The organism is Thermomonospora curvata DSM 43183, assembly GCF_000024385.1.
GTDB classification, from domain to species: Bacteria; Actinomycetota; Actinomycetes; order Streptosporangiales; family Streptosporangiaceae; genus Thermomonospora; species Thermomonospora curvata.
Window position 1 is genome coordinate 3,036,141 of sequence record NC_013510.1, and the last position, 25,940, is coordinate 3,062,080.

At 69.5% G+C, this 25,940-nt stretch carries 23 protein-coding genes and 2 tRNA genes; 11 read left to right on the forward strand and 14 right to left on the reverse strand.

The features are described from left to right. Positions 1-49 precede the first annotated feature (49 nt). Both TCUR_RS12855 and TCUR_RS12860 read left to right on the forward strand, forming a co-directional pair. The gene (locus tag TCUR_RS12855) at positions 50-1,273 is read left to right on the forward strand and encodes an MFS transporter (protein ID WP_012852944.1); all 1,224 of its coding nucleotides are present in this window, start codon (positions 50-52) and stop codon (positions 1,271-1,273) included. Then, the gene (locus tag TCUR_RS12860; RefSeq protein WP_012852945.1) at positions 1,270-1,956 is read left to right on the forward strand and encodes a hypothetical protein; all 687 of its coding nucleotides are present in this window, start codon (positions 1,270-1,272) and stop codon (positions 1,954-1,956) included. Before TCUR_RS12855 ends, TCUR_RS12860 begins: the two co-directional genes overlap by 4 nt. A gap of 386 nt (positions 1,957-2,342) precedes the next feature. Here the strand turns inward: TCUR_RS12860 and TCUR_RS12865 are convergent, their stop codons facing one another. The 7 genes from TCUR_RS12865 to TCUR_RS12880 form a co-directional block, all read right to left on the reverse strand. Further along, positions 2,343-2,993, reverse strand: a complete 651-nt coding sequence (locus TCUR_RS12865; protein WP_148233011.1) for a hypothetical protein — start codon at positions 2,991-2,993, stop codon at positions 2,343-2,345. A gap of 351 nt (positions 2,994-3,344) precedes the next feature. Next, the gene (locus TCUR_RS28605) at positions 3,345-3,692 is read right to left on the reverse strand and encodes a transposase (protein WP_169313026.1); all 348 of its coding nucleotides are present in this window, start codon (positions 3,690-3,692) and stop codon (positions 3,345-3,347) included. A 528-nt stretch (positions 3,693-4,220) separates the two neighbouring features. Beyond that, complete coding sequence (locus tag TCUR_RS26500) at positions 4,221-4,604, reverse strand: hypothetical protein (RefSeq protein ID WP_148233012.1); 384 nt, start codon at positions 4,602-4,604, stop codon at positions 4,221-4,223. Between the two features lie 108 nt (positions 4,605-4,712). Then, positions 4,713-4,892 (reverse strand): hypothetical protein, encoded by a 180-nt coding sequence (locus tag TCUR_RS27090; RefSeq protein WP_169313027.1) that lies wholly within the window; start codon positions 4,890-4,892, stop codon positions 4,713-4,715. 1,852 nt (positions 4,893-6,744) lie between these two features. Next, positions 6,745-8,436 carry a polymorphic toxin-type HINT domain-containing protein gene (locus TCUR_RS24980; protein WP_052305502.1) on the reverse strand — a complete coding sequence of 564 codons (1,692 nt, stop codon included), beginning with the start codon at positions 8,434-8,436 and terminating at the stop codon, positions 6,745-6,747. Next, positions 8,433-9,368: a hypothetical protein gene (locus TCUR_RS24985; protein ID WP_052305503.1), complete on the reverse strand. Its 936-nt coding sequence runs from the start codon at positions 9,366-9,368 to the stop codon at positions 8,433-8,435. Before TCUR_RS24985 ends, TCUR_RS24980 begins: the two co-directional genes overlap by 4 nt. A gap of 489 nt (positions 9,369-9,857) precedes the next feature. Next, complete coding sequence (locus tag TCUR_RS12880; RefSeq protein WP_041441721.1) at positions 9,858-10,292, reverse strand: MarR family winged helix-turn-helix transcriptional regulator; 435 nt, start codon at positions 10,290-10,292, stop codon at positions 9,858-9,860. A 331-nt stretch (positions 10,293-10,623) separates the two neighbouring features. On the opposite strand from TCUR_RS12880, the gene TCUR_RS12885 reads away from it, so the two are divergent. Continuing rightward, the gene (locus tag TCUR_RS12885) at positions 10,624-11,118 is read left to right on the forward strand and encodes a PaaI family thioesterase (RefSeq protein WP_012852950.1); all 495 of its coding nucleotides are present in this window, start codon (positions 10,624-10,626) and stop codon (positions 11,116-11,118) included. A gap of 153 nt (positions 11,119-11,271) precedes the next feature. Here the strand turns inward: TCUR_RS12885 and TCUR_RS12890 are convergent, their stop codons facing one another. From TCUR_RS12890 to TCUR_RS12905, 4 genes are all read right to left on the reverse strand, one after another. Next, positions 11,272-12,507, reverse strand: a complete 1,236-nt coding sequence (locus tag TCUR_RS12890) for a L,D-transpeptidase (RefSeq protein WP_012852951.1) — start codon at positions 12,505-12,507, stop codon at positions 11,272-11,274. A 187-nt stretch (positions 12,508-12,694) separates the two neighbouring features. Continuing rightward, positions 12,695-13,861: a L,D-transpeptidase gene (locus TCUR_RS12895; protein ID WP_012852952.1), complete on the reverse strand. Its 1,167-nt coding sequence runs from the start codon at positions 13,859-13,861 to the stop codon at positions 12,695-12,697. Between the two features lie 107 nt (positions 13,862-13,968). Further along, positions 13,969-14,643 carry a VC0807 family protein gene (locus TCUR_RS12900; RefSeq protein ID WP_012852953.1) on the reverse strand — a complete coding sequence of 225 codons (675 nt, stop codon included), beginning with the start codon at positions 14,641-14,643 and terminating at the stop codon, positions 13,969-13,971. 293 nt (positions 14,644-14,936) lie between these two features. Then, positions 14,937-15,857, reverse strand: coding sequence for a LysR family transcriptional regulator (locus TCUR_RS12905; RefSeq protein WP_012852954.1), 921 nt, complete (start codon positions 15,855-15,857; stop codon positions 14,937-14,939). A 144-nt stretch (positions 15,858-16,001) separates the two neighbouring features. Between TCUR_RS12905 and TCUR_RS12910 the strand changes: the two genes are divergently transcribed. Continuing rightward, positions 16,002-17,342: a pyridoxal phosphate-dependent aminotransferase gene (locus tag TCUR_RS12910; protein ID WP_012852955.1), complete on the forward strand. Its 1,341-nt coding sequence runs from the start codon at positions 16,002-16,004 to the stop codon at positions 17,340-17,342. A 496-nt stretch (positions 17,343-17,838) separates the two neighbouring features. Here the strand turns inward: TCUR_RS12910 and TCUR_RS12915 are convergent. Both TCUR_RS12915 and TCUR_RS26505 read right to left on the reverse strand, forming a co-directional pair. Continuing rightward, positions 17,839-17,913: transfer RNA gene (locus TCUR_RS12915), tRNA-Ala, on the reverse strand. A gap of 21 nt (positions 17,914-17,934) precedes the next feature. Beyond that, a tRNA-Trp gene (locus TCUR_RS26505) sits at positions 17,935-18,006 on the reverse strand. Between the two features lie 86 nt (positions 18,007-18,092). On the opposite strand from TCUR_RS26505, the gene TCUR_RS12920 reads away from it, so the two are divergent. The 3 genes from TCUR_RS12920 (at position 18,093) to TCUR_RS12930 (ending at position 21,220) form a co-directional block, all read left to right on the forward strand. Next, positions 18,093-19,745 (forward strand): CocE/NonD family hydrolase, encoded by a 1,653-nt coding sequence (locus TCUR_RS12920; RefSeq protein ID WP_012852956.1) that lies wholly within the window; start codon positions 18,093-18,095, stop codon positions 19,743-19,745. 178 nt (positions 19,746-19,923) lie between these two features. Continuing rightward, positions 19,924-20,496, forward strand: a complete 573-nt coding sequence (locus TCUR_RS12925; protein WP_012852957.1) for a hypothetical protein — start codon at positions 19,924-19,926, stop codon at positions 20,494-20,496. 163 nt (positions 20,497-20,659) lie between these two features. Next, positions 20,660-21,220 (forward strand): CGNR zinc finger domain-containing protein, encoded by a 561-nt coding sequence (locus TCUR_RS12930; protein ID WP_012852958.1) that lies wholly within the window; start codon positions 20,660-20,662, stop codon positions 21,218-21,220. Between the two features lie 13 nt (positions 21,221-21,233). Here the strand turns inward: TCUR_RS12930 and folP are convergent, their stop codons facing one another. Beyond that, positions 21,234-22,106, reverse strand: coding sequence for a dihydropteroate synthase (gene folP, locus TCUR_RS12935; protein WP_012852959.1), 873 nt, complete (start codon positions 22,104-22,106; stop codon positions 21,234-21,236). Positions 22,107-22,311: 205 nt separating this feature from the next. Between folP and gmd the strand changes: the two genes are divergently transcribed. From gmd to TCUR_RS12955, 4 genes are all read left to right on the forward strand, one after another. After that, positions 22,312-23,346: a GDP-mannose 4,6-dehydratase gene (gene gmd / locus TCUR_RS12940; protein ID WP_012852960.1), complete on the forward strand. Its 1,035-nt coding sequence runs from the start codon at positions 22,312-22,314 to the stop codon at positions 23,344-23,346. Between the two features lie 45 nt (positions 23,347-23,391). Then, complete coding sequence (locus TCUR_RS12945; protein ID WP_012852961.1) at positions 23,392-23,655, forward strand: ubiquitin carboxyl-terminal hydrolase 14; 264 nt, start codon at positions 23,392-23,394, stop codon at positions 23,653-23,655. Positions 23,656-23,873: 218 nt separating this feature from the next. Then, positions 23,874-24,833 (forward strand): phosphotransferase, encoded by a 960-nt coding sequence (locus TCUR_RS12950; RefSeq protein ID WP_012852962.1) that lies wholly within the window; start codon positions 23,874-23,876, stop codon positions 24,831-24,833. Positions 24,834-24,987: 154 nt separating this feature from the next. Continuing rightward, positions 24,988-25,887 carry a LysR family transcriptional regulator gene (locus TCUR_RS12955; RefSeq protein ID WP_012852963.1) on the forward strand — a complete coding sequence of 300 codons (900 nt, stop codon included), beginning with the start codon at positions 24,988-24,990 and terminating at the stop codon, positions 25,885-25,887. The last annotated feature ends 53 nt before the right edge of the window (positions 25,888-25,940 follow it).

A 25,940-nucleotide genomic window follows, 5' to 3' on the forward strand; every position in this document is an offset into this window, starting at 1 on the left:
CCTGAGCGAATCTCTCGCCGCCGCCGGAACCGCGACGCACAGTCGTCCCATGACGACGCTCAAGCCGCCGCCGGTCCAGGGCCGGTACCGGCAGGCGCTCGCCGTGGCCGAGTTCCGGGCGCTGCTCACGGCCCTGATCCTGTCCATGCTCGGCCAGAACGGCATGCTGCTGGCCATCAACGTCCTCATCTACACCGGGTCGGGGTCACCGCTGCTGTCCGCATTGGCGTTCACGGTGTCCTTCCTGCCCCACCTATTCGCGGGGTCGCTGCTGTCCGGCCTGATCGACCGCCTCCCCCAACGCCGCCTCCTCGTGGCGGGCGACCTGCTGCCCGCCGGACTCGTGACGATCATGGCTTTGCCGGGAATGCCGGCCTGGGCGCTGCTGGCCACGCTGTTCTGCGTCAACCTCCCGGTCCCGCTGACGATGGGAGTACGCGGCGCCCTGGTCGCCGAACTCCTTCCCCGCGAAGGGGTCATCGCCGGGCGGTCCCTGCTCCGGGTGGCCGCTCACACATCGCAGATCGCCGGATTCGCCGTCGGGGGAGCTCTGGTCGCGGCTCTGGCACCGCGCGGCACGCTGCTGGGAAGCGCGGCCGTCCTCGGCTGCTCGGCGTTGTTGCTGCGCCGGCGGCTCCGGCACCGGCCAAGGCGCGGCGGCCGGCCCTCCGTCTCCCTGGCGCGCGACTCGCTGCGCGGCGCACGCGAGGTGTTCAGCATCCCAGGGCTGCCCGGCGTGCTCCTGTTCTTCTGGCTGGTGCCCTTCTTCGTGGTGTGGCCGGAGGGCCTGGGCACACCGTACGTCGAGACGCTCGGCCGGCCCCCGGCGGACACGGGCTGGTGGCTGGCCGCTCTGCCGGCCGGAACGGCGGTGGGCGAGCTGGCCGGCGTGTGGCTGATCGCCCCGCACCGCCGCCGATCGGCCGCCCGGCTTTTGGCCGCCGCCGGGTCCGTCCCGCTGCTGGGGTTCGCGGTGCGTCCCGATCTGCCCGTTGCGCTCGTGCTGCTCATGATCACCGGCCTCTGCTCGGCCTACACGCTCGCAATGGACCACGTCCTGCTCGACATCGTCCCAGAGCGCCTGCTCGGCCGGGTGTACGGCGTGAACACCGCCGGACTGGTGGTGACGCAGGGGCTGGGATTCGCGGCCGCCGGTGCCCTGGCCGAGGCCCTGGCCCCGCACCTCGTCATCGCCTGCGCCGCGGTGAGCGGACTGACACTGACGCTCCTGTTCCGTCCGGCCGAGCTCACGCGAAAGGAGACACGACGGTGACCGCGATGAACCGCCGGTTCCCGGCCGATGTCTACACGGCGGTCCACGGCCGCGATCTCCGCCGGGTGGCGGCGGCCTTCGAACCGGAGGCCTGCGGCCGGGTGCTGGGCCGCAGCAAGGTGGCCGGTGACTACCACGGCCCCGCCGGGATGGCGGAGAGCTTCGATCGGATGCTGACCCTCAGCGAGGGCACGCTCCGCTACCACGTCCACAGCCTGCAAGCCAACGAACACCATGGGCCGGTCCTCCTGCGGGTGCGGGCACGGCGCGGCGAGCAGACCCTCGACCTGTCCGAAGTGCACCTGTTCTACCTCTACGCGCTGGAGCACGGCCCGGTCTTCACATTGTGGATCCGTCCCTTCGCCCCTACACGTTCGACAGGTTCTGGTCATGACGAACGCCACGACGCATATCGCCCGCCGCTGCTTCGACGGTCTCGCGCATCGCGACTGGAGGACGCTGAGCCAGGTGCCGGCCCCCGACGTGGTCTGACATCACCCGGGAACAAGTCCGCTGGCCGGCTCCGCCGAGGAGTGCGCCACGTCATCGCGTGGCTGAAGGAGATGCATGACCGTACGAACGGAACCCTCCTTTTGGGCTTGCACGACTTCACCGCCGACGGCGACTACGCCGGGGCGCCCGCATCCGGCAGCACCCGGGTCGCCTGGATGAAATTCGCCTGATCAAAAACACAGAAGCGGTCTCCGCCAGCGAACGGTGCTCCTCTGTTATCGCGATCTATACGCGCAAAGAGCGTCCTCAATCACCCCCGTCAACCAGGGCAAATTTGGATGATCTCAACGTTTTCACACTTGAATTTGAACAAGGGCGAGAAAACCACTCCTCGCCACCAACACGCACCCTTATCAAGTGCATTTAAATAGTTCACCTGGCGAGATCAGCGAGCGGATGCGGAGGGGGCGCCGACGATGCCGAGGGTCGCCGCACCGCCATCGGCACGGGGCGGCAGGGTTCAGCGGAGAGCGCCCGGGCACTTCACCAGGCCACTCTCCGGCATTTCTCGGAAAATGCACGGCGGGCCGGTTGTTCAACCGGAGCCGGCGAGCCGTCAAACGCGGACCCCGTCACTTTCCCACTCGATCGCCTCGAGCACAAGCTGGGCGATCTGAAGGCATGCCCTTTCTTGCCGCCTATCGGGCGTGATGTCGCCGTGATACCCCACAGAGACGAGGACGTTGCCACGGCGGACGTCGAACATCATCCCCTCGTGCTCAAATACCTTGAGGCACGCCTCCTCCCAGCCCGATCCCTCCGGGCGCAGCGCCCCTTCAACCGGGGGCAGGCAGGGCGCCGATTCGTGAGCCCGCCGGTGGGCCCGCCGTGCTCGCGCGATATCGGCCTCCCTGCTCTCCGAAGCGGAGGCGTACACCCAGACGTCCACTACCAGGGGAACGGCCGAGGGGTTGTCCCGCTTCCAGTCACAGCCGAGATGATTCAGCGTCGGCATCCGTCTCACGCTCGGCCGGATATCCGCCGCAGAGACCGCTGCGAGCAGGTCGGGGCGGCCATCCAGGAAGGAGCAGTCTTTCACGGTCCGCCGCGCATAGCCGGTCTGCACCGGGGCGGACGACCGCGGCGACGCCTTCGCGGCGGAAGCACCGGCCCGCGCCTCCCCCGATGAGGAGTCACTCCCGGAGCATCCGATCAGGGAGAACAAGGACAGGGCGAGCCAAGCGACCAAGATCGATACGCGATTCACCGCAGGAGCATACACCGCGCCCACGCCGCACCATGCACCCGAGCAGAACGGCGTTCCGGGCGCTTTCTTCCAGCCGCCCGCTCAGCGCCTTGGATCCGGATTTTCGCCAGAACACCTGCCTGTGGTGCAGTGAAGTCCCAGCCGCCGTGGGAAACAGCAGGCCACTTCAGAGATGACGACGCGGAGCGAACCTTTCCTGTGCGCCTTTTCCGCGGCTCGGCACGGGTACGCCCCGGCCGGAGAAGAGGCCGTGACTTGCGATGGCACGGCAGTGGGCGCCCCGAGCCCGGCCAGGCCGCCTGAATGGGCATTTGAGCTCATGAGACCCAACAAGTCACTTCTTGCGAGGTTTCATGCCGGTTCAAGGTGTTCTCGCCGGTGAGGCGACGGGTCATGGTGCCCGGTCATGGCGAGGCGGATCATGGCTTCGGAGGTGGCGGGCAGGGCTTCGTAGTCGCGGGCCGGTCGGCGATGGTGCATGAGATGGCCGAAGGTTCGCTCGACCACCCGGCGTCGGGGCGGCACGGTGAAACCTTTGGCGGCGAGATCGCAGGGGACGGTCTGGGCGTCGATGCCCAGGGTGGCGGCGTGCTCGATGAAGCGCGAGAGATGGCCGCCACCGGCCCGGGCTTGCGGGCAGTGGGATGCTCCGTGCGAACGTGGCCGAACAGGCGGGTGCCGGCAATGGGGGTCCTGCACGCTCGCGGCGGTGATGGTGAAGCCGGCAGCAGGCCGAGGGCGTCGGTGGCGATGCCGCGCTTGCGGCCCTCGGCAGAGCGCGAGACGGCGCAGCAGGCCGTTCGGCTCGGTGGACTTCCCTCGTCCCGCCAGGCGGCGAAGTATCAGTACACCGTCTTAGCCGGCCGTCGCCGACATCCGCCTGCTCGCCTGGTGCAAAAGCATTCCGTATTTACCAAGGCCCGGGTCGATGGCGGTCACCGCCTGCGCCCTCGGCTACGCCGCCGCTTTAAGCATCGCCTCGGTTCGTCCCCCGCCCCTACGGCCGGCGGTTTCACCGCGCTGACCCGCCAGCAGATAGCTGCAGGTCCTCGGCCCCCACCTCGCAGCCGGTTCCAGCCTGCTGCCGCGAGCAGAGCCTCAGCCACACGGGCTCAGACCGAATGCCGAGCACTCCCGACCGAGTCGGCCACCTTCCACTTCATGACCGGCGGACTTCCCACCGAGAGCGCCCCGCCTCAGCACTTGACTCCACAAGTCCAGCGATGCCTACTGCGCCCCTTCGGCGCTCTCCACCACTAGGAGGGCACCTTCGATCGCATTGCGAAGATGGTGCCGCGCATTTCCCATATCCGCCTTCTCGATCAAAATCGAGAGGAACTCCGAGTCCGGATAGCCGGCCGCGCTCCCACCAATCGTCGCCCCCACCTGAGACCAAATGGCGATCATTATTTCATTGCAGGCTCGAGCCTGCCGCAAATCACCTGAACCTCCCTCCCTGAGGATATCGCGCATCGAAATTCCGAGATGATTCCCCAAGGACACCAAGAAAGTTCCCCTGGACTCTGATCCCAGAATCTCCAGAAACTTTTCCCTGACATTCATTGCCACATGCCCCAAAAATCTTCGCTCACCATCGATTTCCTTTGTCATAGGTCATGCGAGGAAAGAAGCCGACATCGTGTCCACGGGACCGCAGAACCGCGACCCTGGTGTTCCCGTTCATGATCGTCCCGTCCGGCTGCACGACCAGCACGTGGTTCATCCCAGGCCGCAATGAGGTTTTCTCAACGAAAGTCGCCGCCAGACGTTGTTCAGCACCAGCGCGGCTTGGACGATGACGCCGATCCGGCCAGGGCTCAAGGTGACATGACGCAGAGCCCGCCGGCGCTGCTTGAGCCGCGTGGCGGCGCGGTCCTCCAGGACGCGCAGACTGCGCACCAGTCGGTTATAAGCACGAATGCCGGCATTCAACGAGCTGGAAATGTCGGACGCGGGCGGCGTGGAGTGCGGATGCCGATCCCGGCCCCCACATAGCCCACACCGGCCAATGCCACCAGCCCCGCCGCGGCAGCCGGATACAACGCCGGCAAAGCGTGGAGGCGGGCGGTGTACACATCGTGTGCGCTGCCGCGTTCGACATCGCAAACCCTCAATGGGATGCCGTCCGGAGCGGCAAGGAACAGAAGCATTGCCCGCACAACGGTGGGCCCTGCCCCGGGCATCGCAGGTCGTTACCGTCCTCGGTGGTGCCAGTGGCCCGGTCACAGAAGCTGAGCATCCCATCCAAGGTCACGGGCCGAAGCCCTGCCTTGCGGCAGTGGGCCAAGACCTGATGCAAGGTGGGCACCCGCCTGGAGAGACGGTGATGCCTTCATGCAGAGGCCGGTAGCCGGTGGCCTGCCAGATGCCGGCATCGCGGGTCGGGGCGGGCACGTCGGTGCCATGCCGGAAGCCGACGCGCCACCGGCATGGCCTGGCAGAACGGGCCCAAGCCCCGGGAACCGCGTGGGGTGCCGATCCGACGGCGAGCGGCCGGCAACCGGGCCTGGTGCTCAACCACGGGACGGGAGGCGTCGAGCATGGCATGATCGGGAACCAACGCAAAGCCTGTGGGCAGTGGCTCGTTCTGGTGGTAAAGAGAGCTCCTGCCAGGGGCTTTGTGGCTTTCAGAGGGCGATGGCGCAGCGTCCCTCCAACACGTTCAACATCCCTGATGCATGTTTTGCCCTGGTGTGTCCCGTTCAATTTCGCTGAGAAAACCTCACTGCGCCGACCCGCCAGCGGACAGCTACGGGGCGTCGGCCGCCTCCTGCGCCACCACCGCTCGGCCCATGAAGACCTGCGAAGCGCTGCCTGCCTTCTGTGAACTTGGGATCCATCTTCCATGATCGGGCACATGGCTTGCCGTCCCACCAGTGAGAACGTCGAACGGGCACGGCCCGATGGCTAGGGCTGATCGCCCCTTGTGAAATCCGGCGCCCTCTCAGTCCTTTGGCACTTGCCCGCGCACTCTTCCGTTCAGAGAACCTCTGGACGCGGTTTTTATTCGTACCCCTCCTCTTTGAGGAACTTTTCGAGAGCCTTCAGCGTAGGCTCGAGATTCGGCCGGGCTATGCCGGAGCCCTCAAAATGGATCAGAATCTTTGATTCATCATCGCGACCGAACTCGTCGACGAACGCCGCTACACACGAGCGTAGAATTTCCAGCACTTACCTCTCGTTCTCGGCGTCCTGATCAGCATTCGATGCGGAACCCCTCATCAAGGGAGGCGTCGCCAAGATGATTCCCGGAGCCCCGTCGAAACGGCTGTTATCCAGGACTTGGGCGACACCTGTTTTTGGAAATCCTCCATAGCGATCGTGGGCGATCGGAAACCACACGATCTCGGCATCACAGTCCCAACCCGTTTCCGGAGATGATCCGAATCTGATCTCCAGCCCCTTTATGTGCCCCAAGAACTCTCGGCACGTCTCAAAGTTTCTCGCCAGCCCTGAAGCGATCACATACTTCATTTGCAACCCACATCAATGCTCATGCTCGGCATGATCGACGGCCTCCCCAGAATCTTCAATTCCTCATCATTGAGAGCAACGCCACCGTCAATGACATCGGCCGTGTACGTCATTCGAGCCCCCTCTGGGAGATCCGCAAGTTCAACCTTGGTCCGGATCATGGCATACGGCCCCCCTTCGGGGAAGTCACGGTAAGCCCTCCGCGCATATTCAGCAGCTCCACGCTCCGTAAAGGAGAAGTACTTGACCCCGTTCGGGCTCTTCCAGGATCGATTCTTCATGATGTACCTGAGCTCGGGAGCAGTGACCGCACGCCAAAGATAAATCTCGCCCGACCGGCCTTTCCACCATTGTGGACCAGTACCGAGGTGCCGCCGGCCGGCACATGGTAGGTATGGGTGTCGGCGACGGTCAGGTTGTGGACGCGCTGGTGCGGGCTGGTGCGGGTGCGGACCGCCGTGACCTGGACGTAGGTGCCCGAACTGGTGCGCAGCCACATGCCGGGCCGCAGGTTCTCGGCGTCGACCCAGCGGCGGATGAAGCCGTCGGCCCAGAAGGGGTGCTCGTCCGTGGCGACGATCAGGCCCGTTTTGTCTCCACGAGGGCCGTCGACATCGACGGTGATCTCCACAAGGTCCTCAGGTCCTTCGCCGGCGATGGTGGCCAGGACCTTCTTGGCCCTGGTCTCACCGGTTTCGGGGTCGGTGGCGACCGCTTCGTCACCCACCTGAAGCTCCTCGATGGGCTTGGTGGTGCCATCGGCCATGAGGACCTCGGTGCCGGGCAGGAAGCTATTGCAGGACCTGCTTGCCCGGCCCAGTCGTCTGGCAGTGGCCAGGGAACCGAGGAAGGGAATGGCGGACGCCCCGGAGAGGAGCGCTTCCTTCCATCTCCCTTCTGCTGCATAGAGAAGACCGTCGGCGATGTCGGCGATGTCCATCCCGGCCATGCCGAGCGCTTGAAGGGCTTCGTGAACATCGACCTTGCCGCCGCCGCACAGTTCGTCATCGGGATATTCAGTGCAGAAGGCGAGCTCGGCCTCAATGCGCATCTTCAGAGATTCTGGATTGTCGTACGGAGCTTCTCTGATGACAGTGAGGCGCCTACGGTACTCGTCGTACCTCTGCTTCCCCGTTGGCATCGGGGGGAAGTACTTGGGGTACTTACGAAGTTCGCCATCCCAGCCGCCATCAGGCACCGGCGCATCACAGTTCTTCCCTGAGTAGTAGCACTCCCTGTTGCCCCGGAGCGGACCGTCCAGTCCTTCGGGATCGCTTTGGGTGACGGGGGTGCTGTTGGCGTAGGTGTAGCCGTTCCAGCTCTGCGGGTATTCGAGATTGAGCAGCGGGTCGACGGTCAGGAAACGGCCGGTGTTGGGGTCATATTCGCGTGCCCCCAGGTGGGTGAGACCGGTGGTCTCGTTGGTGCCGCCGACGAAGCCCTTGTCGAAGAAGGCGGGCCAGGTGCCGGTGGTGGCCCGGGTCTGGCCATAGGGGGTGTAGTGGCGGCGGGAGACCTTGGTGAGGTCGGCCGCGTCGACGGTGACCTGGCTGGTTCCCTGGTGGTCGGGGGCCAGGTAGGTGACCCCGGAGGGGGTGCGCATGGCGACGATCTGATCGCCGTGGGCGTAGTAGCGGGTGCCGGTGGCGGTGGTGCCGCCCTTGGGCAGCTTCACCTCGGTGCCGGGCAGGTAGAGAGTGGTGCCGGTGGGGTCACGGCGGATGAGGCGCTCGCCATCGGCCGTGTAGACGAAGGTGGTGGTGCCGTCGTCGGCACTGTTGGGGGCGCCGGCCTCGACGACCTTGGTGAGCTCGTTCTCTGCGCCGTAGGTGAAGGTCTGGGTACGGTTGCCGATCTTGCGTTCGACCGTGTTGCCGACGGCGTCGTACTTGTAGGTCTCGGTGACTGCGGGCCCGCTGTAAGGGCTGGTGCCGGTCTGGGTGACGGCACCGAGCATGTGGCCGGTCACCGACGGGTCCACGCCACTGGCACCGGCATAGGCGTAGGTGCGGGTGGCCTGTAGTGCACCGCCATTGGCACCGGCGCCGTACTGCTTCTCCTGGGTGCGGTTGCCGGCGATGTCGTAGGTGTAGGTGAGCCGGTAGGGAGCAGGGCCCCCGATGGTGGCGTCGGCGGGGTCGTCGGCGCAGGCGCCACCGGCCTGGCTCCAGGCGTCGGTGAGGCGGCGCAGGTAGTCGTAGCCGAAGCACTGGATCTCAGTGCCGGCCAGGGCGGTGTCGGTGATGGAGGTGATGTTGCCGCGTCGTCGTAGTCGTAGACGGCGTGGCGGTCGCTGCCGGTGATGTTCTCCCGGTCGCCCCGGGAGGACGCCAGCCGCTGGGTGCCGTACTGCCAGGTGGTGGTGAGCCAGACCCGCTTGCCGGTGGTGTTGCCCAGCTCGTACTGCAGCGGCTTGCCGGTGGGGGTGTAGAGGGTGTTGTTGACGTAGGTGGCCAGGTTGCTGGTCAACCGGGTCGGCCGCCGATAGTCGTCGTAAGTGAAGACCAGCGCCTCACCGGTCAGGCCTCCGGCGGCCGGCATGCCCAGGGACTGGACGGTGCCGTCGAGGTGGTAGTTGGTGCCGAAGGTGTAGCTGGTGCCCACGCCTTCGACACTGGGGATGATGTAGGTGACCGAACGGGGACGGCCGAGGACGTCGTAGTTGTTGACCTTGATGGTGTAGTCGTAGGTGTTGCCGTCCGGGCCGGTGCCCTTACGGGTGGAAGAGGTCAGCGCGCCTTTGCGGACGGTGTCATACCCCCAGGTCGCCAGCAAGGGGCCGTTGGCCGAGCCGGAGCGCAGCGCGGTCTTCCGGCCCAGGACGTCGTAGGTGTAGAAGAGCTTGTCATTGCTGCTGCGGGCCGCCCCCGGCACGGGCATGTCCAACCGAACGCGCCGCACGGATCAACCCGAGCGCGAACCGGATGCCGATGGCCAGCCGGGTCAGGGGTCTGCTTTCAATCTCTATAACCAGGTATGTCGTAACTCTACATAGGGGGTGACGGGGGCCGTCGAAACTCAACCGCCGCCTTTTCGTGCCCTGCGGCTAGTGAGACCTTTCCCCACGGATATTCCGACCGGCGGTCCGCCTTTTGAGAAGGACGCAGCGACAGGCGTCCGAAACCGTGGAGGAAAAGCTCATCGACCTGCCGTCGGCCGGATTCCCCGTCGTCTCGTCCGCAGCCGCTCCGCCCATCAGTGAACCTTTTTCAACACGTGATCCTGGGTACCGGAGACGGGAGCACCGGCGACGTCCGCGACCATGACATTGCAGGTCACGGCATTGTTCCTGGCTCCGAGACCCCCGCCCCCACCTGCGGGAACGTCCGTGTTGAAAAGGTTCAGTGCAAGTTCGGCGGCCGATGGTTCACGGCGTTCTCTCACGCCCCCTTAAACGGGGTCGGAGTCGCCGTAAGCGAGCTTGTTCAAAGCGATGGCGGTCTGGGTGAAGGCGGTGTCGCCGAGGACGGCGCGCAACTCGGCGTTGAAACGGTCGATCTCCGGACGGACGGCGCGGAGCGTGGCGGCGCCGCGTTCGGACAGGTGCAGCGCCACGGCGCGGTGCTCGTGCGGATGAGGGTCGCGGATGATCAGATCAGCCGCGATCAAGCGGGCGACCAGTGCGGTGACGGCCGATTCGCGCAGGCCCAGGGTCCGGGCGAGCTGCTGCTGGGTGATGCCGGGCCGGTCATGGACGGCGAGCAGGGCGCCGAGCTGCGCGGTGGTGATCCCGGCGACGGCCAGGCAGCGCCGGTCGGCGATGGTGCGCAGCCGGTGGGCGGCGCGTTGCAGCAGGAAGTACAGGCGCTCGTCGGGCTCGGGCATGTGCAGATCTTGACAGAGGCGCACGGCGGCGATCACCCTTACTTCACTAGTGAAGTGAGGTGGGCGGTGGCGATGCATCCCGCAAGTCCGCACGGCCGGCGTCCTGCAGACGGCAGAGTCCGTCACCGGCCGGCCGAGTGAACCTTTGCCAACACATGGCCTTAGGCACCGAAGACGGGAGTTCAGGCGGTATCCGAGGTCATGACGTGGCAGGTCACGACATCGTCCCCGGCTCCAAGGCCCCGTCCCCGCCTGCGAGAACGTCGTGTTGGAAAAGGTTCAGTGATCGGCGCGCGATACGCCCCATCGTCCGTCGAGCCAGGAGGGCCGAATGAGCGACGCAACCCGAACCCGTACCGTCACCTGGGAGGATCCGGACGCCGGGCTGCTGAAGGCGCTGTCGATGGAGGGCATCGACGCGGTCAAGGCCATGCTCTCCGGCGAGCTGCCCGCCGCTCCCATGTCACGCCTGCTCGGCATCCGCGGGGTCGAGGCGGAAAAAGGCCGGGTCGTCGTGGCGCTCGAACCCGCCGAATACCACGGCAACGGCACGGGCGGCGTGCACGGCGGACTCGCCGCCTCCCTCATCGACAGCGCCGCCTGGCTCGCCCTGCACACCGAAATGCCCGCCGGGGCGTTCTGCTCCACGCTGCAGCTGAACATCCACTACGTCCGCCCGCTGCGCATCGGCGGCGGTGAGGTGTTCGCCGAGGGCCGGGTGCTCTACTGCGGACGGACCACCGCGACCGCCGAGGCCCGCATCACCGATGAGCGGGGCAAGATCCTGGCCCACGGCACGACCCACTGCACCGTGCTGCGCCCTTGATCATCCCGCCGCGCCCTGCAAACCCGCGTCCGCTGAAAGGCTGAGCACACCCCCATTTCCCAGTGCGGCAACCGGCTCAAAGAATTCCGGTGAAAAGAAAGCGACGCCCAGCCCTTCGAAGGCAAGGGCCGGGCGGATGAGAGCGGAATCGAGTCAGCCGGTCCTGACCTCGCGGTCCAGGGCGCTGCCCTTGACCCACTGGCTCCAGGGCATCTCGTAGTAGCTCCAGCCGTTGTTCCACGGCAGGCGGCGCGTGGTGCCGGTCACGATGACGATGTCGCCGCGGTAGGTGAGGTTGTAGAACCACTCGGCGAAGGGCGGCGGGGTGTTGATGCAGCCGTGGCTGGCGTTGACGCGGCCGAACGCCCAGTAGCGGTCGGGGCTGGCGTGCACGTACTCGCCGCTGCTGGAGATGCGCACCGCGTGCGGCAGCAGCAGGTCATAGCCGCCGTTGGCCTTGTCCTTGGGGTCAACGCCCATCCACTCCGAGGTCATCCGTTCGACCCGGTGCTTGCTCATGGTCAGGTGGATGCCGCTGGTGGTCAGGTAGGTGTCGACGCCGTTGACGACCCGGCCGCCCTTGCCGGCGCTGATGGGCGTCTTCTTGACGGTCTTGCCGTTGACCTTGACGACCATCTGCTTGGTCTTGGCGTTGGCGATCGAGACGTGCGCGTCGCCGATGCGGAACTTGCGGCCGAAGTCGCTGATGCCGTAAACACCGTTGCCGATCTTGATGCCGGCCAGGTTGGCCCGGACCGCGACCGTCTGGTTGGGCTTCCAGTACTGGCCGTTCTTGGTCCGGAAGATCACCTGCCGGTCGTTGATCCAGAACCAGGCGCCGACGGCCGGCTTGGTGGAGCGGATCTGCAGCGCCCGCTCCACATATTTCTTGGCGCGATCGGGGATCGGCCGGTTGAAGGTCAGCGTGACCGGCATGCCGATGCCGACCTTCTCCCCCGGCATCGGGATCATGTCGACGATCGTCAGCGGGCTGGCGGCCTTGATCGTCTTGAACCGGCTGGTGGCCGTGGTCGTCTTGCCCTTGTCGTTGCGGGCCACCGCCGAGACCTCATAGACGGCGCCGGGGATCAGCGTCCGGGACTTCCAGACGGTCTTGTCGGCCGACATGCGGCCCTCCACCGGCTTGCCCTTGATGGTGACGGCAACCTGTTCCAACGTCCCGTTGGCCGCCTTGACCACCACACCGTCCTCGGGGGCCGCCCGGGTGGTGCCGGTGGCGGGGGTGATCGTCACCTCGGGCGCTGCGGCGTCCTCCTGGCCGGCGACGGTGCTGCCCGTCCCCTTGCCCTCTCCCCCGGAGCAGGCGGTCGAGGCGAACAGCACCACGACTCCCGTGACCCCCGCAGCCCCCATTCCACGCAGTCGCACCGTGAACCTCCAAGACCCCGCCGGTTACCGGACAGACATTAGCGACAAAACTCGACGAGCATGTCCCGACCGGCGGGATTCCGGCCGGTCGAGATCGAAGTGTTGCCGTCGGCCCCATCGCCCCTTATCCGTTCGAAAGCCCCCGGATCTTTCATCCGGGGGCTTTCGGAGCCGTATCCGCCGGGGCTCAGGTGAGCGCGCTGCCCTCCTTCCACTCCTCAAAGGACAGCTGCCAGTAGCCCCAGCCGTTGTCCCACTCGAGCTGCCGGCTGGTGCCGGTGAGCTTCACCACATCGCCGCGCTGGGCGATCCCGAAGAGCCATTTGGCGTTCTGCGGGCTCAGGTTCAGGCAGCCGTGGCTGACGTTGGCCCTGCCCTGCGCGCCCACCGACCAGGGCGCCGAGTGGAAGTACTCGCCGCTGTTGGAGATGCGCACCGCATAGTCGACCATCTGCTCATACCAGCCGGGGTCGCCGGGCTTGCGGCCCGGGGCGGTCATCTTGACCGGGTGGGCCTTCTCCATCAGCAGGTGCACCCCGCTGGTGGTGGTGTACTCGCGGGTGGTGCCGTTGCCGGCGCTGAACGGCATGGTGCGCAGCTTCTTGCCGTCACGGTAGACGGTGGCGTGGTGCTTGTTGATGTCGCCGGTGATGACCTGCTTGGGGCCGATCTCGATGGTGTAGGACTTGTCCTCGGTGGCGTAGACGCCCGGGGCGCCCTGCAGCCCGGCCAGCCGGGCGGTGAAACGCACCTTCTGGTGCGGCTGCCAGTAGGTCTTGGTCCGGTAGATGACCTGCTGGGAGTCGATCCACCGCCAGGCGCCCTCGACGGGCTTTTCCGGCGTGACCTCCAATGCCCGCTCCACCACGGCCTTGTTGGTGACCGGACGGTCGAACCGGACGATGATCGGCATGCCCACGCCGACCTTCTCCCCGCGGATGTTGGGGGTGACGTCGGCGATGCCGAAGGTCTGCCGAGGCTTGAGCGTGGTGAACGTGCTGGTCGCCGAGGTCGTCTTGCCGCCGTCGCGGACGCGCACCGACACCGTGTAGGAGGTGCCGGGCACCAGGGTGCGGTCCGCCCGCCAGTGGGTGCGGTCCGCGCTGAGCGTGCCGGTGATGGGAACGGACCCGCCGGTGACGGTGACGCCGTCCAGCTTGCCGTCGGTGACCTTGACCTCGATCGGCGCGTCCGGCTTGACCTGGCCGGTGCCGTTGGCGGGAGTGATCGTCACCACGGCGTTCTCGGCCTCGCCCAGGCCGGCGACGCCGCCTCCGCCGCAGCCGGCGACCGCCATGGTCACCGCGCCCGCGCCCCCGGCCACGACCAGCCAGAGCCTGCCCTTGCCGCTCACTCGTTCTCCCTTGTGTCCCGATCTTCACGCTCTTGGCGGTAAGTTTCGCCCGGTTGTACAGACGCCCCGACCGAGCGGAAGGTTCGGGACGAAACGGCCCGTGCCGCTCAGAGCGCGGCCGGGGCCGCGCCGACATGCCGCAGGCAGCGGTTGAAGCCCAGGATCGAGACCCCCGCCGCGGCCGCGCCCAGGGCCGTCACCAGCCCGGTGCGCACCCACAGGTAGGTGCCGATCGACTCGTGGAACAGCACCCACAGGCTGATCGCGGCGTTGGCGGCGAACACCAGCGCCCACAGCAGCGAGATCCGCAGGAAGAAGCGGCGCACCCGCTCCTGCCGCAAGAACGCCTCCGGCATCGGCACCATGTCGGTGGCGATCTTTTGCGCCAGCGGCCGGTTGAGCGGCACCGAGGCCAGGAAGGTCATGCTGACCAGCAGCGTCCCCAAGGTGGGCTGCAGGAAGTACACCACCGGGCTGCCGGTGGCCGCGGCCAGCGCGGCGCGGACCGTCACGCCGAGGGCGGCCAGCAGCAGCATGCCGGGCACCGGGTGTCCGCGGACCTTGCGCCAGGCGATGCCGCCGTAGACCCACAGCACCGCCGCCACCAGGCCGCCGTTCAGCCCGAGCAGGACGAACGCGGCGTAGAAGACGGCGACCGGGGCGATGACGCCCTCGATGAAACGCGGCAGCGCGCACCGCAGCATCACGGTCAGCGGGGGCAGTTCGAAGCCGTGCGGCGGGCGGACGGTCGGCCTTGCGGTCCGCTGATCGGTCTCAGGCATGGTGCGGCAGGTCCCCGAGTCGGCCGGGAAGGTTGCGTGAGGAGTCCGCACCACCGTACGCGATGATCTTCGCCATTCACGCCGAATCCGCCCACTTCTCCCGCCTGCGTATAGTCCGCCGTCACCGCCGCCCTCCCGTCTTGCCGGTTCGGGCGGCGGACGTGCCCTGGTTCACCGGCTCCGCCGAGCGAGGGTTTCCCGCGCGCCTGCGCCGTCCCCCGGTCGCGGGAGCGGCAAGGCCGGTTCGGCTGCCGCAGGCTCGGCTTCGTCCAGGCGGACGAGGCCGAGTCGGCTCAGCGAGGGCGGGACAGCGGTTCCTGGGCCGCCGCGTAGATCGCCCGCAGGGCCACCGCCACCGCCGGGCGCCGCACGCTGGAGGCGCGGGCGACCGCGTAGACCTGGCGGGCCAGCGAGGAGTCGGGGATCTCCCGCACCCCGACCGAGGCGCCCACGCCCACCAGCGCCAGGGCGGGCATCGCCGCGATGCCGATGCCCCGGGCCACCAGGTTCACCAGCGTGTGCAGACCTTCGAACTCCCAGGCCACCGACGGCGCTCCGCCCACGCTCTCCAGCAGCCGGTCCACCGCCTGGCGGGACGGCTCGCCGGGCGGGGCGGCCATCCACGGCTCGTCCCGCAGCTCCTGCAGGTCCAGCGGCTCGGCGGGGTCGGCCATCGGGTGCCAGGGCGGCAGCACCAGTACCAGCGGATCGTGCCGCAGGTGGAAGAACTGCAAGGTGGCCGGGGCCTGGTCGACCAGCGTCCCGGTCCAGTCGTCGACCAGTGCGATGTCGGCCTCCCCCGACTGCACCTGGGTCAGGCCCGCGCCGGTTCCGCTCTGCCGCAGCACGAAGGTCAGCTGGGAGTGGTCGGCCAGGCTGCGGGCGATGGCGGGGGCGAAGGCGACGGCGGCGGTGGGGAAGGCGGTCATGACCACCCGGCCGGAGGGGATGCCGGACTCGGCCGACAGCTCGGCCTCGGCGGCCTCCACCAGGTTCAAGATCTCCTCGGCGCGCCGCACCAGGCGGCGGCCGGCGTCGGTGAGCTCGGCGCTGCGCGCAGTGCGGTCCAGCAGCGCGGTGCCGGCCTCCCGTTCCAAGGTGGCCAGCTGCTGGGAGACCGCCGAGGGGGTGTAGCCCAGGGCGGCGGCGGTGGCCGCGATGCTGCCCCGGCGGGAGAACTCGCACAGCAGCCGCAGCCTGCGCAGATCGAGCATAAGAAAATCTTATGCTCTCCCTCGAGAAGACTCGCTTGTGATGATGCTCCACGGGAGTGAACGATGGTTCCCGGACCCGCTGCAATGGGTTCGACGGGGGCCTTCCTGCACCGAGCCTCCGTCCCGTCATGCCTTGGAGCAGTCATGCCCTTTCCTGATCGCACGGGATCTGCATCTTCCGAACCGTCTTCCGGGCGCACCGGGATCTCCGCCACCCTCGCCGTCAACGAGACGATCGAGCGCAAGCGGCGTGAGGGGGTCGCGGTGCTGCCGCTGGGCTTCGGCGAGGCCGGCCTGCCCTTGCACCCCGCGCTGACGCGGGAGCTGGCGAAGGCCGCCGGCCGCAACTCCTACGGGCCGGTGGCCGGCTCGCCCGAGCTGCGGGCGGCGGCGGCCGGCTACTGGACGCGCCGGGGCCTGCCCACCGATCCGGAGCTCGTGGTGGCCGGGCCCGGCAGCAAGGCGCTTTTGTTCGGGCTGCTGCTGGCGCTCGGCGGCGAGGTGGCGCTGCCGTGCCCCAGCTGGGTCAGCTACGCGGCGCAGGCGGCGCTGACCGGCGCCGGAGCGCTGCCGGTGCCCACCCCGCCCGACGAGGGCGGAGTGCCCGACCCGGACCTGCTGGCCGAGGAGGTCGCCAGGGCCCGCCGCGCCGGACGCCGGGTCCGCTCGGTGGTGGTGACCCTGCCGGACAACCCCACCGGACGGCTGGCCGGGGAGCCGACCGTGCGGCGGCTGTGCCGGGCGGCCCGGGAACTGGACCTGCTGATCATCTCCGATGAGATCTACCGCGACCTGGTGCACGACCCGGCCGTCGCGGTGTCCTCCCCGGCGCTGTTCGCCCCGGAACGGACGGTGATCACCACCGCGCTGAGCAAGCACCTGGCGGCCGGGGGCTGGCGGCTGGGCGTGGCCCGCCTGCCCGACAGCCCGCTCGGCCACCGGCTGCGCGCCGAGCTGCTGGGCATCGGCAGCGAGATCTGGTCGTGCGCGCCGGCGCCCGTCCAGCACGCCGCCGCCTACGCCTTCAGCGAGCCGCCGGAGCTGACCGAGCACGTCGACCGCAGCCGCCGCCTGCACGCCGCGGTGGCCCGCGCGGTCGCCGCCCGCTTCGCCGCGGCCGGCTGCCGGGTGCCGCAGCCGCAGGCGTCCTTCTACCTGTATCCGGACTTTTCGCCGCTGGCCGGCCCGCTGGCCGACCGCGGCGTGCGCACCGGCCCCGAGCTGGCCGAGCTGCTGCTGGAGGGCCATGGGGTGGGAACGCTGCCGGGCAGCGCGTTCGGCGAGCCGGACACCGCGCTGCGGCTGCGCGTGGCCACCTCCCTGCTGTACGGGGAGAGCGAGGAGCAGCGACTGCAGGCCCTGCACGCGCCCGACCCGGCGGGCCTGCCGTGGATCGCCCGCTCCCTGGACCGGCTGTCGGAGGTGCTGGAGGAGGTGACCGCGCCGCAGCCCGCCCTGACCGGCCCGCAGCCCGCGGTGGTCTGAGCCGCGCCGCCGGGGCGCTGGAGACGGAACCTCTCTTCGATCCGCACGCGGACCAGGTCCCGGTGTCCCGCACGTTTCGGGGGGAGGTTCTCTGCGCACCGCCGTGGACCGGTACGCGCCAACGGCGTCGCGTACCGGCCCACGGCGGTGGGGTTCCATGTCACCGGGTTCGTCCCGTGGCGTGGAAGAGGCCGTCGCCGGACGGCCCGGCTCGCTTGTGACGTGACGTGGTTTTCCCGGCGGCGTGCGCTCAGACCGCGCCGCCGCTCCCGTGCATTCCGGCCACGGGGAGACGACAGGCCCGAAAATTCCATTGCGGCCGGGGCTCGAACGTTCAGGCGCGACACTGAAAAGTGATTCTCGCTTTGCTTTTGAAGTGCCGCCGCATCATCGACGGCGGGGAGCGCGCCCCATTCTTTTCAGGCGGAAACCGCCGAGTCCCGTCCGGAACGTCCCACATCTTCCCTGATCACAGGGCCGGACAGGGGGCGCGGCCTGGTGGAGCCGGAGGGACTCGAACCCTCAACTCCTGCTTGCAGGGCAGGCGTGTTCCCGTTGACACCACGGTCCCACGAAAATATTCCTGAATCGGCAGGGGTGGCAGGAGTCGAACCTGCTTTCCGCTGGTTTTGGAGACCAGCCGCCTAACCGGTGGCTCACCCCTTCGCGTTCGGATGATTATAACGATGCGTCATTCCCCGGCCGGATGCAACGCGTTTTCCGGAGACCTTGATCATCTATGGTGTCGGCATGGCGCTGCTGAGCCGGATCGCCGAGCGGGTGCTGGGGCTGCCGCCCGCGCTGACCCGTGACGTCCAGGTCCAACAGGGGCTGCGGGTGCCGATGCCCGACGGCGTGGTGCTGCTGGCCGACCGGTACGCCCCGCGGCGGGTGCCGGGCGCGCCGACGATCCTGATCCGCACCCCCTACGGGCGGGGCGGGCTGACGGGTGCGGGACTGTGCCGGCCGTTCGCCGAGCGGGGCTACCAGGTGCTGGTGCAGTCCTGCCGGGGCACCGGGGGCTCGGGCGGGCGGTTCGACCCGTTCGGGCACGACCGGGCCGACGGCCTGGCCACGCTGGAGTGGATCGAAAAGCAGCCGTGGTTCGCGGGGAACCTGCTCACCTTCGGCCCCAGCTACCTGGGGTATGCGCAGTGGGCGATGGCGCCGGACGCCGGGGACCGCATCACCGCCATGGTGCCGCTGCTGACGGCCTCCCAGTTCCGCGACCAGACCTATCTGGGCGACTCCTATACGCTGCGCGGCACGCTCAGCTGGACGGCGCTGATGGCCGCCCGGCAGGACGGCCCGCTGCAGGCGCTGCGGCACCGGCTGTGGGGGCGGCGGCGGGTGCTGGCGGCGATGGGGCACCTGCCGCTGTCGGAGGCCGACAGGCTGGCCACCGGGCGGCGGGTGGAGTGGTTCCAGCAGTGGCTGACGGCCACCGAGCGGGGGCATCCCTATTGGGAGCCCGAGCGCGATCACCGCGCCCGGGTGGGGCGGGTGCAGGCGCCGGTGTCGATGGTGGCCGGATGGCACGACCTGTTCCTGGTATCGCAGCTGGAGGACTATGCGGCGCTGCGGGCGGCCGGGCGCGAGCCGCATTTGACGATCGGGCCGTGGGTGCACTCGGACCGGGCGGCGCTGGGCGCGGCGATGAACGAGGCGCTGGTGTGGTTCCGCGCCCATGTGACCGGTGACCGCCGGGCGCTGCGGGCCGAACCGGTGCGCCTGTACGTCCAGGGCGCCGAGGAGTGGCGGGACTATCCCTGCTGGCCGCCGCCGGGCGCCCAGGCGCAGCACTGGTATCTGCAGCCGGGCGGCGCCCTGGCGCCGCACTCCCCCGCCACCGAGTCCGCCAGCCGCTTCCGCTACGACCCGGCCGATCCCACGCCGGCGGTGGGCGGGCCGCTGCTGGACGGCAAGGCCGCCGGGCGCAAGGACAACGCCGCCCTGGAGGCCCGGCCGGACGTGCTGGTCTTCACCTCTGCCCCGCTGGCCGCCCCGCTGGAGGTGATCGGCCCGGTGAGCGCCCGGATCGAGCTGCGCTCCAGCCGGGCCCACACCGATGTGTTCGTGCGGGTCTGCGACGTCGATCCCCGGGGCCGTTCGCTCAACGTCTGCGACGGGCTGCAGCGGGTGACCCCGGGGCGCTTCCCCGCCGACGCCGACGGGGTGCGCTCGGTGCGGGTGGAGCTGTGGCCGACCGCCTACCGCTTCCGGGCCGGTCACCGGGTCCGGGTGCAGGTCAGCGGCGGTGCCTTCCCCCGCTTCGCCCGCAACCCGGGCACCGGGGAGCCGCTGGGCGAGGCCGTCCGGCTGCTGCCGGCCGACCAGGAGGTGCTGCACGGCCCCGCGCACCGCTCGGCGGTGGTCCTCCCGGTGATCTCGCGGAGGCGATAACGATCGGGACGTGCCCCCGGCTCCGGCGGGCGGGTGGTGTAAGGTCCCAAATCGCACGGCGCATATGACAGAAACACCTGAATATCCCTCAAAACAGGTCGTGCCGGGCGTGGCCGTGATAAATGAAAACAGCGGCACGACAGAGCGTGATGAATGACACAGGAGGCGAGGGCCCGCCATGAGGCACGCGCAAGACGGGGCCGCGGCGGCGATGAACGCCGTGTCACGGGTCCTCGTGGCCCGGGGCAAGCACGAACCCCAGGAGCTGGAGAACCCGGACGTCAGCTGGGGCCAGCGCACGCGTGACGGCGTATGGGCGCCGACCAGGGACGGGCAGCGCATCCACATCGGCATCGACTGCTCGGGCGGCGACCAGCTGCCCACGGTGCTGCGGCCGAGCCTGCGGGTCTTCGTCGGGGTGGAGGTGGACACCGACATCGTCGCGCAGACCACCTCCACGGGGGTGCGGCTGCTGACGGTGCTGCACGGTCCGGACGCGCCCACGGAGTTCCGCTTCCCCCTCAGCCTGGCCGACGGCTTGGGCCTGGAGGCCATGCCGTCGGGCAGCTACGACGTGGTGCATCTGCGCTACGGGGCCACGGTGGGACGCTTTTACAACCCTTGGGCCTGCGACTCGATGTTCCGTCCGGTCAAGGCCGACTACGTGCTGGACGGGACGGCGATGGTGATGCGGGTCCAGCATCCCGGCTCCTTCTATCCGGTGGTCGCCGACCCGCTGTATTCGCGCTGAAAAGGCCCGCCGGGGCCGTGCCGCAGGCCCTGACGGCGGCTCGCCGGAGCAGACCGGCGGGGCTTGGGGGCCTCCGGCAGGTCCGTGCCGCATGATCGGGCGGGCCGGATGTTCCGTCCGGCCCGCCGGAGGTGGGACCGCCGGCCGGGAGACTGGAGATGATGTGATCTTCACTCATGACACCGAGCACGCGCTCGGCACCGTGGTGGACCTGGTCAACACGGCCCCCGACAGCTGCGGCGAGGAGGGGCTGCCCGATGTGGCGGCGCTGCGGGCCTTCATCGAGCGCCACAACTTCAGTGACGTCCCGGAGCCGACCGGCGAGGACCTGCTGCGGGTGCGGGCGCTGCGCGCCCGGTTCCGGGCCGTCTTCCACGCCCCCGACGTGGCCGGGGCGGTGGAGCTGATCAACGGCATCGTGGGAGAGGTGCGCACCACCCCGCACCTGACCGACCACGACGGCCATGACTGGCATGTGCATTTCTTCGCCCCCGGCGCTCCGGTGGCCGAGCATCTGGCCGCCGACGGCGGCATGGCGCTGGCCTGCGTGGTGGTGACCGGTGAGCTGGGCCGGCTGCGCGTCTGTGAGGCGCCCGGCTGCTCGCGGGTGCTGGTGGACCTGTCCCGCAACCGCTGCCGCCGCTACTGCGACAGCCGCACCTGCGGCAACCGGATGCACGTGGCGGCCTACCGGGCCAGGCGGCGCGAGGCCGCGCCGCGCTGAGGCCGGGCCCAGGTCACGGCCGCGCCCGCGGCGCGGGCGCCTGCCCGGCCAGGGCCTCGACGGCCCGCAGCGCCCGGCGGGCGGCGGCCACGTCGTGGACGCGGAACACCCGGGCCCCCAGCCAGGCCGACACCGCCAGCACCGCGGTGGTGCCCACGCCGCGTTTTTGCACCGGGCGGCCGAGGGTCTCCCCGATGAAGTCCTTGTTGGAGACCGCGACCAGCACCGGCCAGCCGGTGGCCACCAGCTCGCCCAGCCGCCGGGTGATCTCCAGGGAGTGGCGGGTGTTCTTGCCGAAGTCGTGGGCGGGGTCGATGAGGATGCCCTCCGGGGGCACGCCGAGCGCCACGGCGCGTTCGGCCTCGGCGGTGACGTGCGCGATCACGTCGGCCACCACGTCGTCGTAGCCGACGCGGTGCGGGCGGGTGCGCGGCCGCAGCCCTCCGGCGTGCGCGCACACCAGTCCCAGGCGGTGCTCGGCGGCGACCTCGGCCAGCTCGGGGTCCACCCCGCCCCAGGTGTCGTTGAGCAGGTCCGCGCCGGCCTCGGCGACGGCCCGGCCGACCTCGGCCCGCCAGGTGTCCACGCTGATCACCACGTGGGGGTGGCGTTCGCGGACGGCGGCCACCACGTCCACCACCCGGCGCAGCTCCTCGGCCACGTCCACCTCGGCGCCGGGGCCGGCCTTGACCCCGCCGATGTCGATGATGTCGGCGCCCTCGGCGACCGCCCGGTCCACCGCCGCCAGCGCGGCCCGGAACTCGTAGGTGGCTCCGCGGTCGAAGAAGGAGTCGGGGGTGCGGTTGACCACCGCCATGATCGCGAACCGGCCGAGCGGACGGCCGTTGATCACCACGGCCCCCGCGGGACCGCTCACCGGCGGCATGACGGCACCCTCATAGCGGCTCACAGCCTAGCCGGTCGCGGGGGCGGCCCTGGTCACGGGCCCACCCTCCGGGAGAGCACCGAAGAGGATTCGGTTTATGGTGGACAGGACTCGTCAGCACTGGACATTGATCGCTAATCTCGTACTTCAGTCCACCATCGAGTAAACAGCCCGATGACCACCCATATCGGCCAGGGAGGTTCCGCTGTCCAAGCGAGCGCTCATCACCGGTATCACCGGGCAGGACGGTTCCTACCTCGCCGAGCACCTGCTGGAGCAGGGGTATGAGGTCTGGGGCATGGTCCGCGGTCAAGCCAACCCGCATGTGGCGCGTCTTCGCAAGCACATCAAGGACGTCCACATCACCACCGGTGACCTGCTGGACCAGGGCAGCCTGATCTCGGCGGTAGAACGGGTTCAGCCCGATGAGGTCTACAACCTGGGCGCGATCTCCTACGTCCCCATGTCCTGGCAGCAGGCGGAGCTGACCGCCGAGGTGACCGGGATGGGCGTGCTGCGCATGCTGGAGGCGATCCGGGTGGTGTCCGGGGTCACCCAGTCCCGCACCCCGGGTTCTGGGCAGATCCGCTTCTACCAGGCCTCCTCCTCAGAGATGTTCGGGATGGTGCGGGAAACCCCGCAGAACGAAAAGACCCCGTTCCATCCCCGCAGCCCCTACGGGGTCGCCAAGACATACGGCCACTACATCACCCAGAACTACCGCGAGTCCTACGGGATGTTCGCCGTCAGCGGCATCCTGTTCAACCACGAGTCACCGCGCCGGGGGGCGGAGTTCGTCACCCGCAAGGTGTCGCTGGGAGTGGCCCGCATCAAGCTGGGGCTGGCCAAGGAACTGCGCATGGGCAACCTGGAGGCGCGGCGCGACTGGGGCTTCGCCGGCGACTACGCCCGCGCCATGCACATGATGATGTCCCAGGACAAGCCCGAGGACTTCGTGATCGGCACCGGCCGCACCCAGTCCGTGCGCGACCTGGTGGAGCTGGCCTTCAGCAGCGTGGGGCTCAACTGGCGGGACTACGTGGTGCTGGACCCCCGCTACACCCGCCCGGCCGAGGTCGACCTGCTGTGCGCCGACCCCAAGAAGGCCCGCGAGCAGCTCGGCTGGGAACCGCGGGTCGGTTTCGAGGAGCTGGTGACGATGATGGTGGAGTCCGACCTGCGGCTGCTGTCGAACTCCCCCCGTCCCGAGGACGAGCCGTTCAGCCCCGAGCACTGGTGACCCCGCCGCCCCAAGGCGGACCGGCACCGTGCGAGGATGCCGTATATGAACGGCTGCGAGCACGTCCGCGACCTGCCGGTTCCGCAGGTCGAGCCGCGCACGCCGCAGGGCTGCGAGGAGTGCCTGGCCGAGGGCACCCGGTGGGTGCACCTGCGGCTGTGCCTGACCTGCGGCCACGTCGGCTGCTGCGACTCCTCGCCGCGACGGCACGCCTCCGGGCACTTCGCCGCCACCGGCCACCCGGTCATCCGCTCCTTTCAGCCGGGTGAGGACTGGCGGTGGTGCTTTGTGGACGAGCGGATCGTGTAAGGGGCGGCGGACCGGCCTGAGCACGCCGGAACGGCCGGCGGGCCCGGCCGCGGCTGCCTTCGGTGCTTGCAGCAAGGCCACGGCGGCATGCCGCACAGGACACCACGGGTGGCCTCTTCGGAGGTCGCCCCGCGTCCGACGGCAGGCCGCCGCTTCGTTTCCCGGCCGTCGGATAACCTGTGTTCCCCTTTGCTTCCTCCCTTTGAAAGCAGGTCCCGATGAGCGGTACGGCCACTGCTCCGGCCGGGTGGGACGCCGAGCACGCCGTGGACACCGCTCAGGCCGCCGCCCTGGTGCACGCCCAGTTCCCCGCCCTGGCCGGCGCCCCGGTTCGCGAGCTGGCCTCCGGCTGGGACAACACGGTGTTCCTGGTGGGCGAGCAGTGGGTGTTCCGTTTCCCGCGCCGGGCGGTGGCGCTGGCGGGGACGGAACGCGAGATGGCGCTGCTGCCTAAGCTGGCGCCGCGCCTGCCGCTGGCCGTCCCCGTCCCGGAGCTGACCGGCCGCCCGGCCGGCGGCTACCCCTGGCCGTTTTGGGGCGCGCGGCATCTGCCCGGACGGGAGCTGATGACCTGCGGGCTGCCCGAACGGCGGCGGGTGGCGGCGGCGGCCGCGCTGGGGGAATTCCTGCGGGCGCTGCACGACCCCCGCCTGGTCGGACGGGTCGGCGCGGCGCTGCCGCACGACCCCTTCCGCCGGGGGGATCCGTCCGTGCGGGCGCCCCTGGCCCGTAAGCTGCTGGACCGGCTGGCCGGACGCGGCCTGTGGAAGCCCGCGGCGCCCACCGCCGAGGCCATGGCGGCGCTGCTGGGCAAGGGCGCGCAGGCGGGGGCGTCGCGGGCCGAGCCCGTGGTGTGCCACGGCGACCTGCACCCGCGTCACCTGCTGGTCGATCCCGACGGCCGGGCCTGCGGCGTCATCGACTGGGGCGATGTGTGCCTGGCCGATCCCGCGGTGGACCTGTCGGTGGCCTACAGCGCCTTCAACGGGACGGCCCGGGCGGCGCTGCTGGCGGCCTACGGGCCGTCGACGGAGAGGGCGCTGAAGGGGGAGGGCGAGCTGCGGGCGCGGACGCTGGCGGTGTTCCTGTGCGCGGCCCTGGCCGACTACGCGTCCTCTATCGGCCACGCGGAAATGTTGCGCGAGGCCTTGCGCGGTCTTCACAGAGCCGTCGCCTGAGTGAGCTCAATGCCCTTATCTCGCCGTCTGTCCGCTTGTGCCGCGGGCCTGGGAGCGCTCCCGGCAAGGTGCCGGCCCGGTGAGCAGGGCGGCTGCCAAACCCGATTCCGACTATGTCCAAGACCGCATCGGTTCATTGCCATACGGTCTTGGCATGAATCTGCGGCAGCTGCGCTACGTCGTGGCGACCGCCGACCACGGGACCATGACGTCGGCGGCCGCGGCGCTTTACGTCGCCCAGCCCGCGCTCTCGCGGGCCGTCCGCGAACTGGAACGCGAACTGGGGGTGGAGCTGTTCGCCCGCTCCGGGCGCGGTGTGGTGCTGACCCCCGTCGGCGAGCAGGTGGTCCACCATGCCCGGATCGCCTTGGCGGCCGTGGAGGCCATCGAGGCGCTGGCGGTCACCCGCCCCGACGGGCGCGGCGCCGAGCTGCGGGTGGCCACCACCGCGGCACTGGAGGCCGAGCTGACCGGCCGGCTGCTGCCCCGCTTCGCCCGCGACCAGCCGGCCGTCCGGGTGCGGGTGGTGCGCTGCGGCGGGCGGGAGGCGCTGACGTCGGTCGTGCGGACCGGGCGGGCCGAGGTGGCCCTGACCGACCTGCCGGTCCCCTCCGACCTGGCCGTCCATCCCCTGGAGCACCGCGAACTGGTGCTGGTCTCCCCGCCGGGACTGAAGGTGCGCGAGCCGCTGGCGCCGGCGGCGCTGGACGGCATGCGGCTGGTGCTGCCGGCCCGGGGCGGCCCGCACCGCGCCGGGCTGGACGCCCTGCTGGCCCGGATCGGCGTCACCCCGGTGCCGGCCGTGGAGACCGACGACCAGGACTCCTGGCTGGAGCAGGTGCGCCAGGGAGCCGGCTCCCTGCTGTGGTACCGCGGCCGGCTGGAGGACACCCAAGGGCTGGTGGTGCGTTCCTTCACCCCGCCGCTGAGCCGGACGATCGGCCTGGTGCACGCCCACCGGCGGCTGCCGCCGGTGGTCCGCGACTTCCTGGCCTTCGCCAAGGAGGACGCCCGCGAGCGCCGCGGCGAGGGCCGGGTGCGGGAACACCTCTAGCCCGAGGGGATGTTCCTTCCGTGTCCCCCGCTATGGCGGCAACCGGGGCCGGA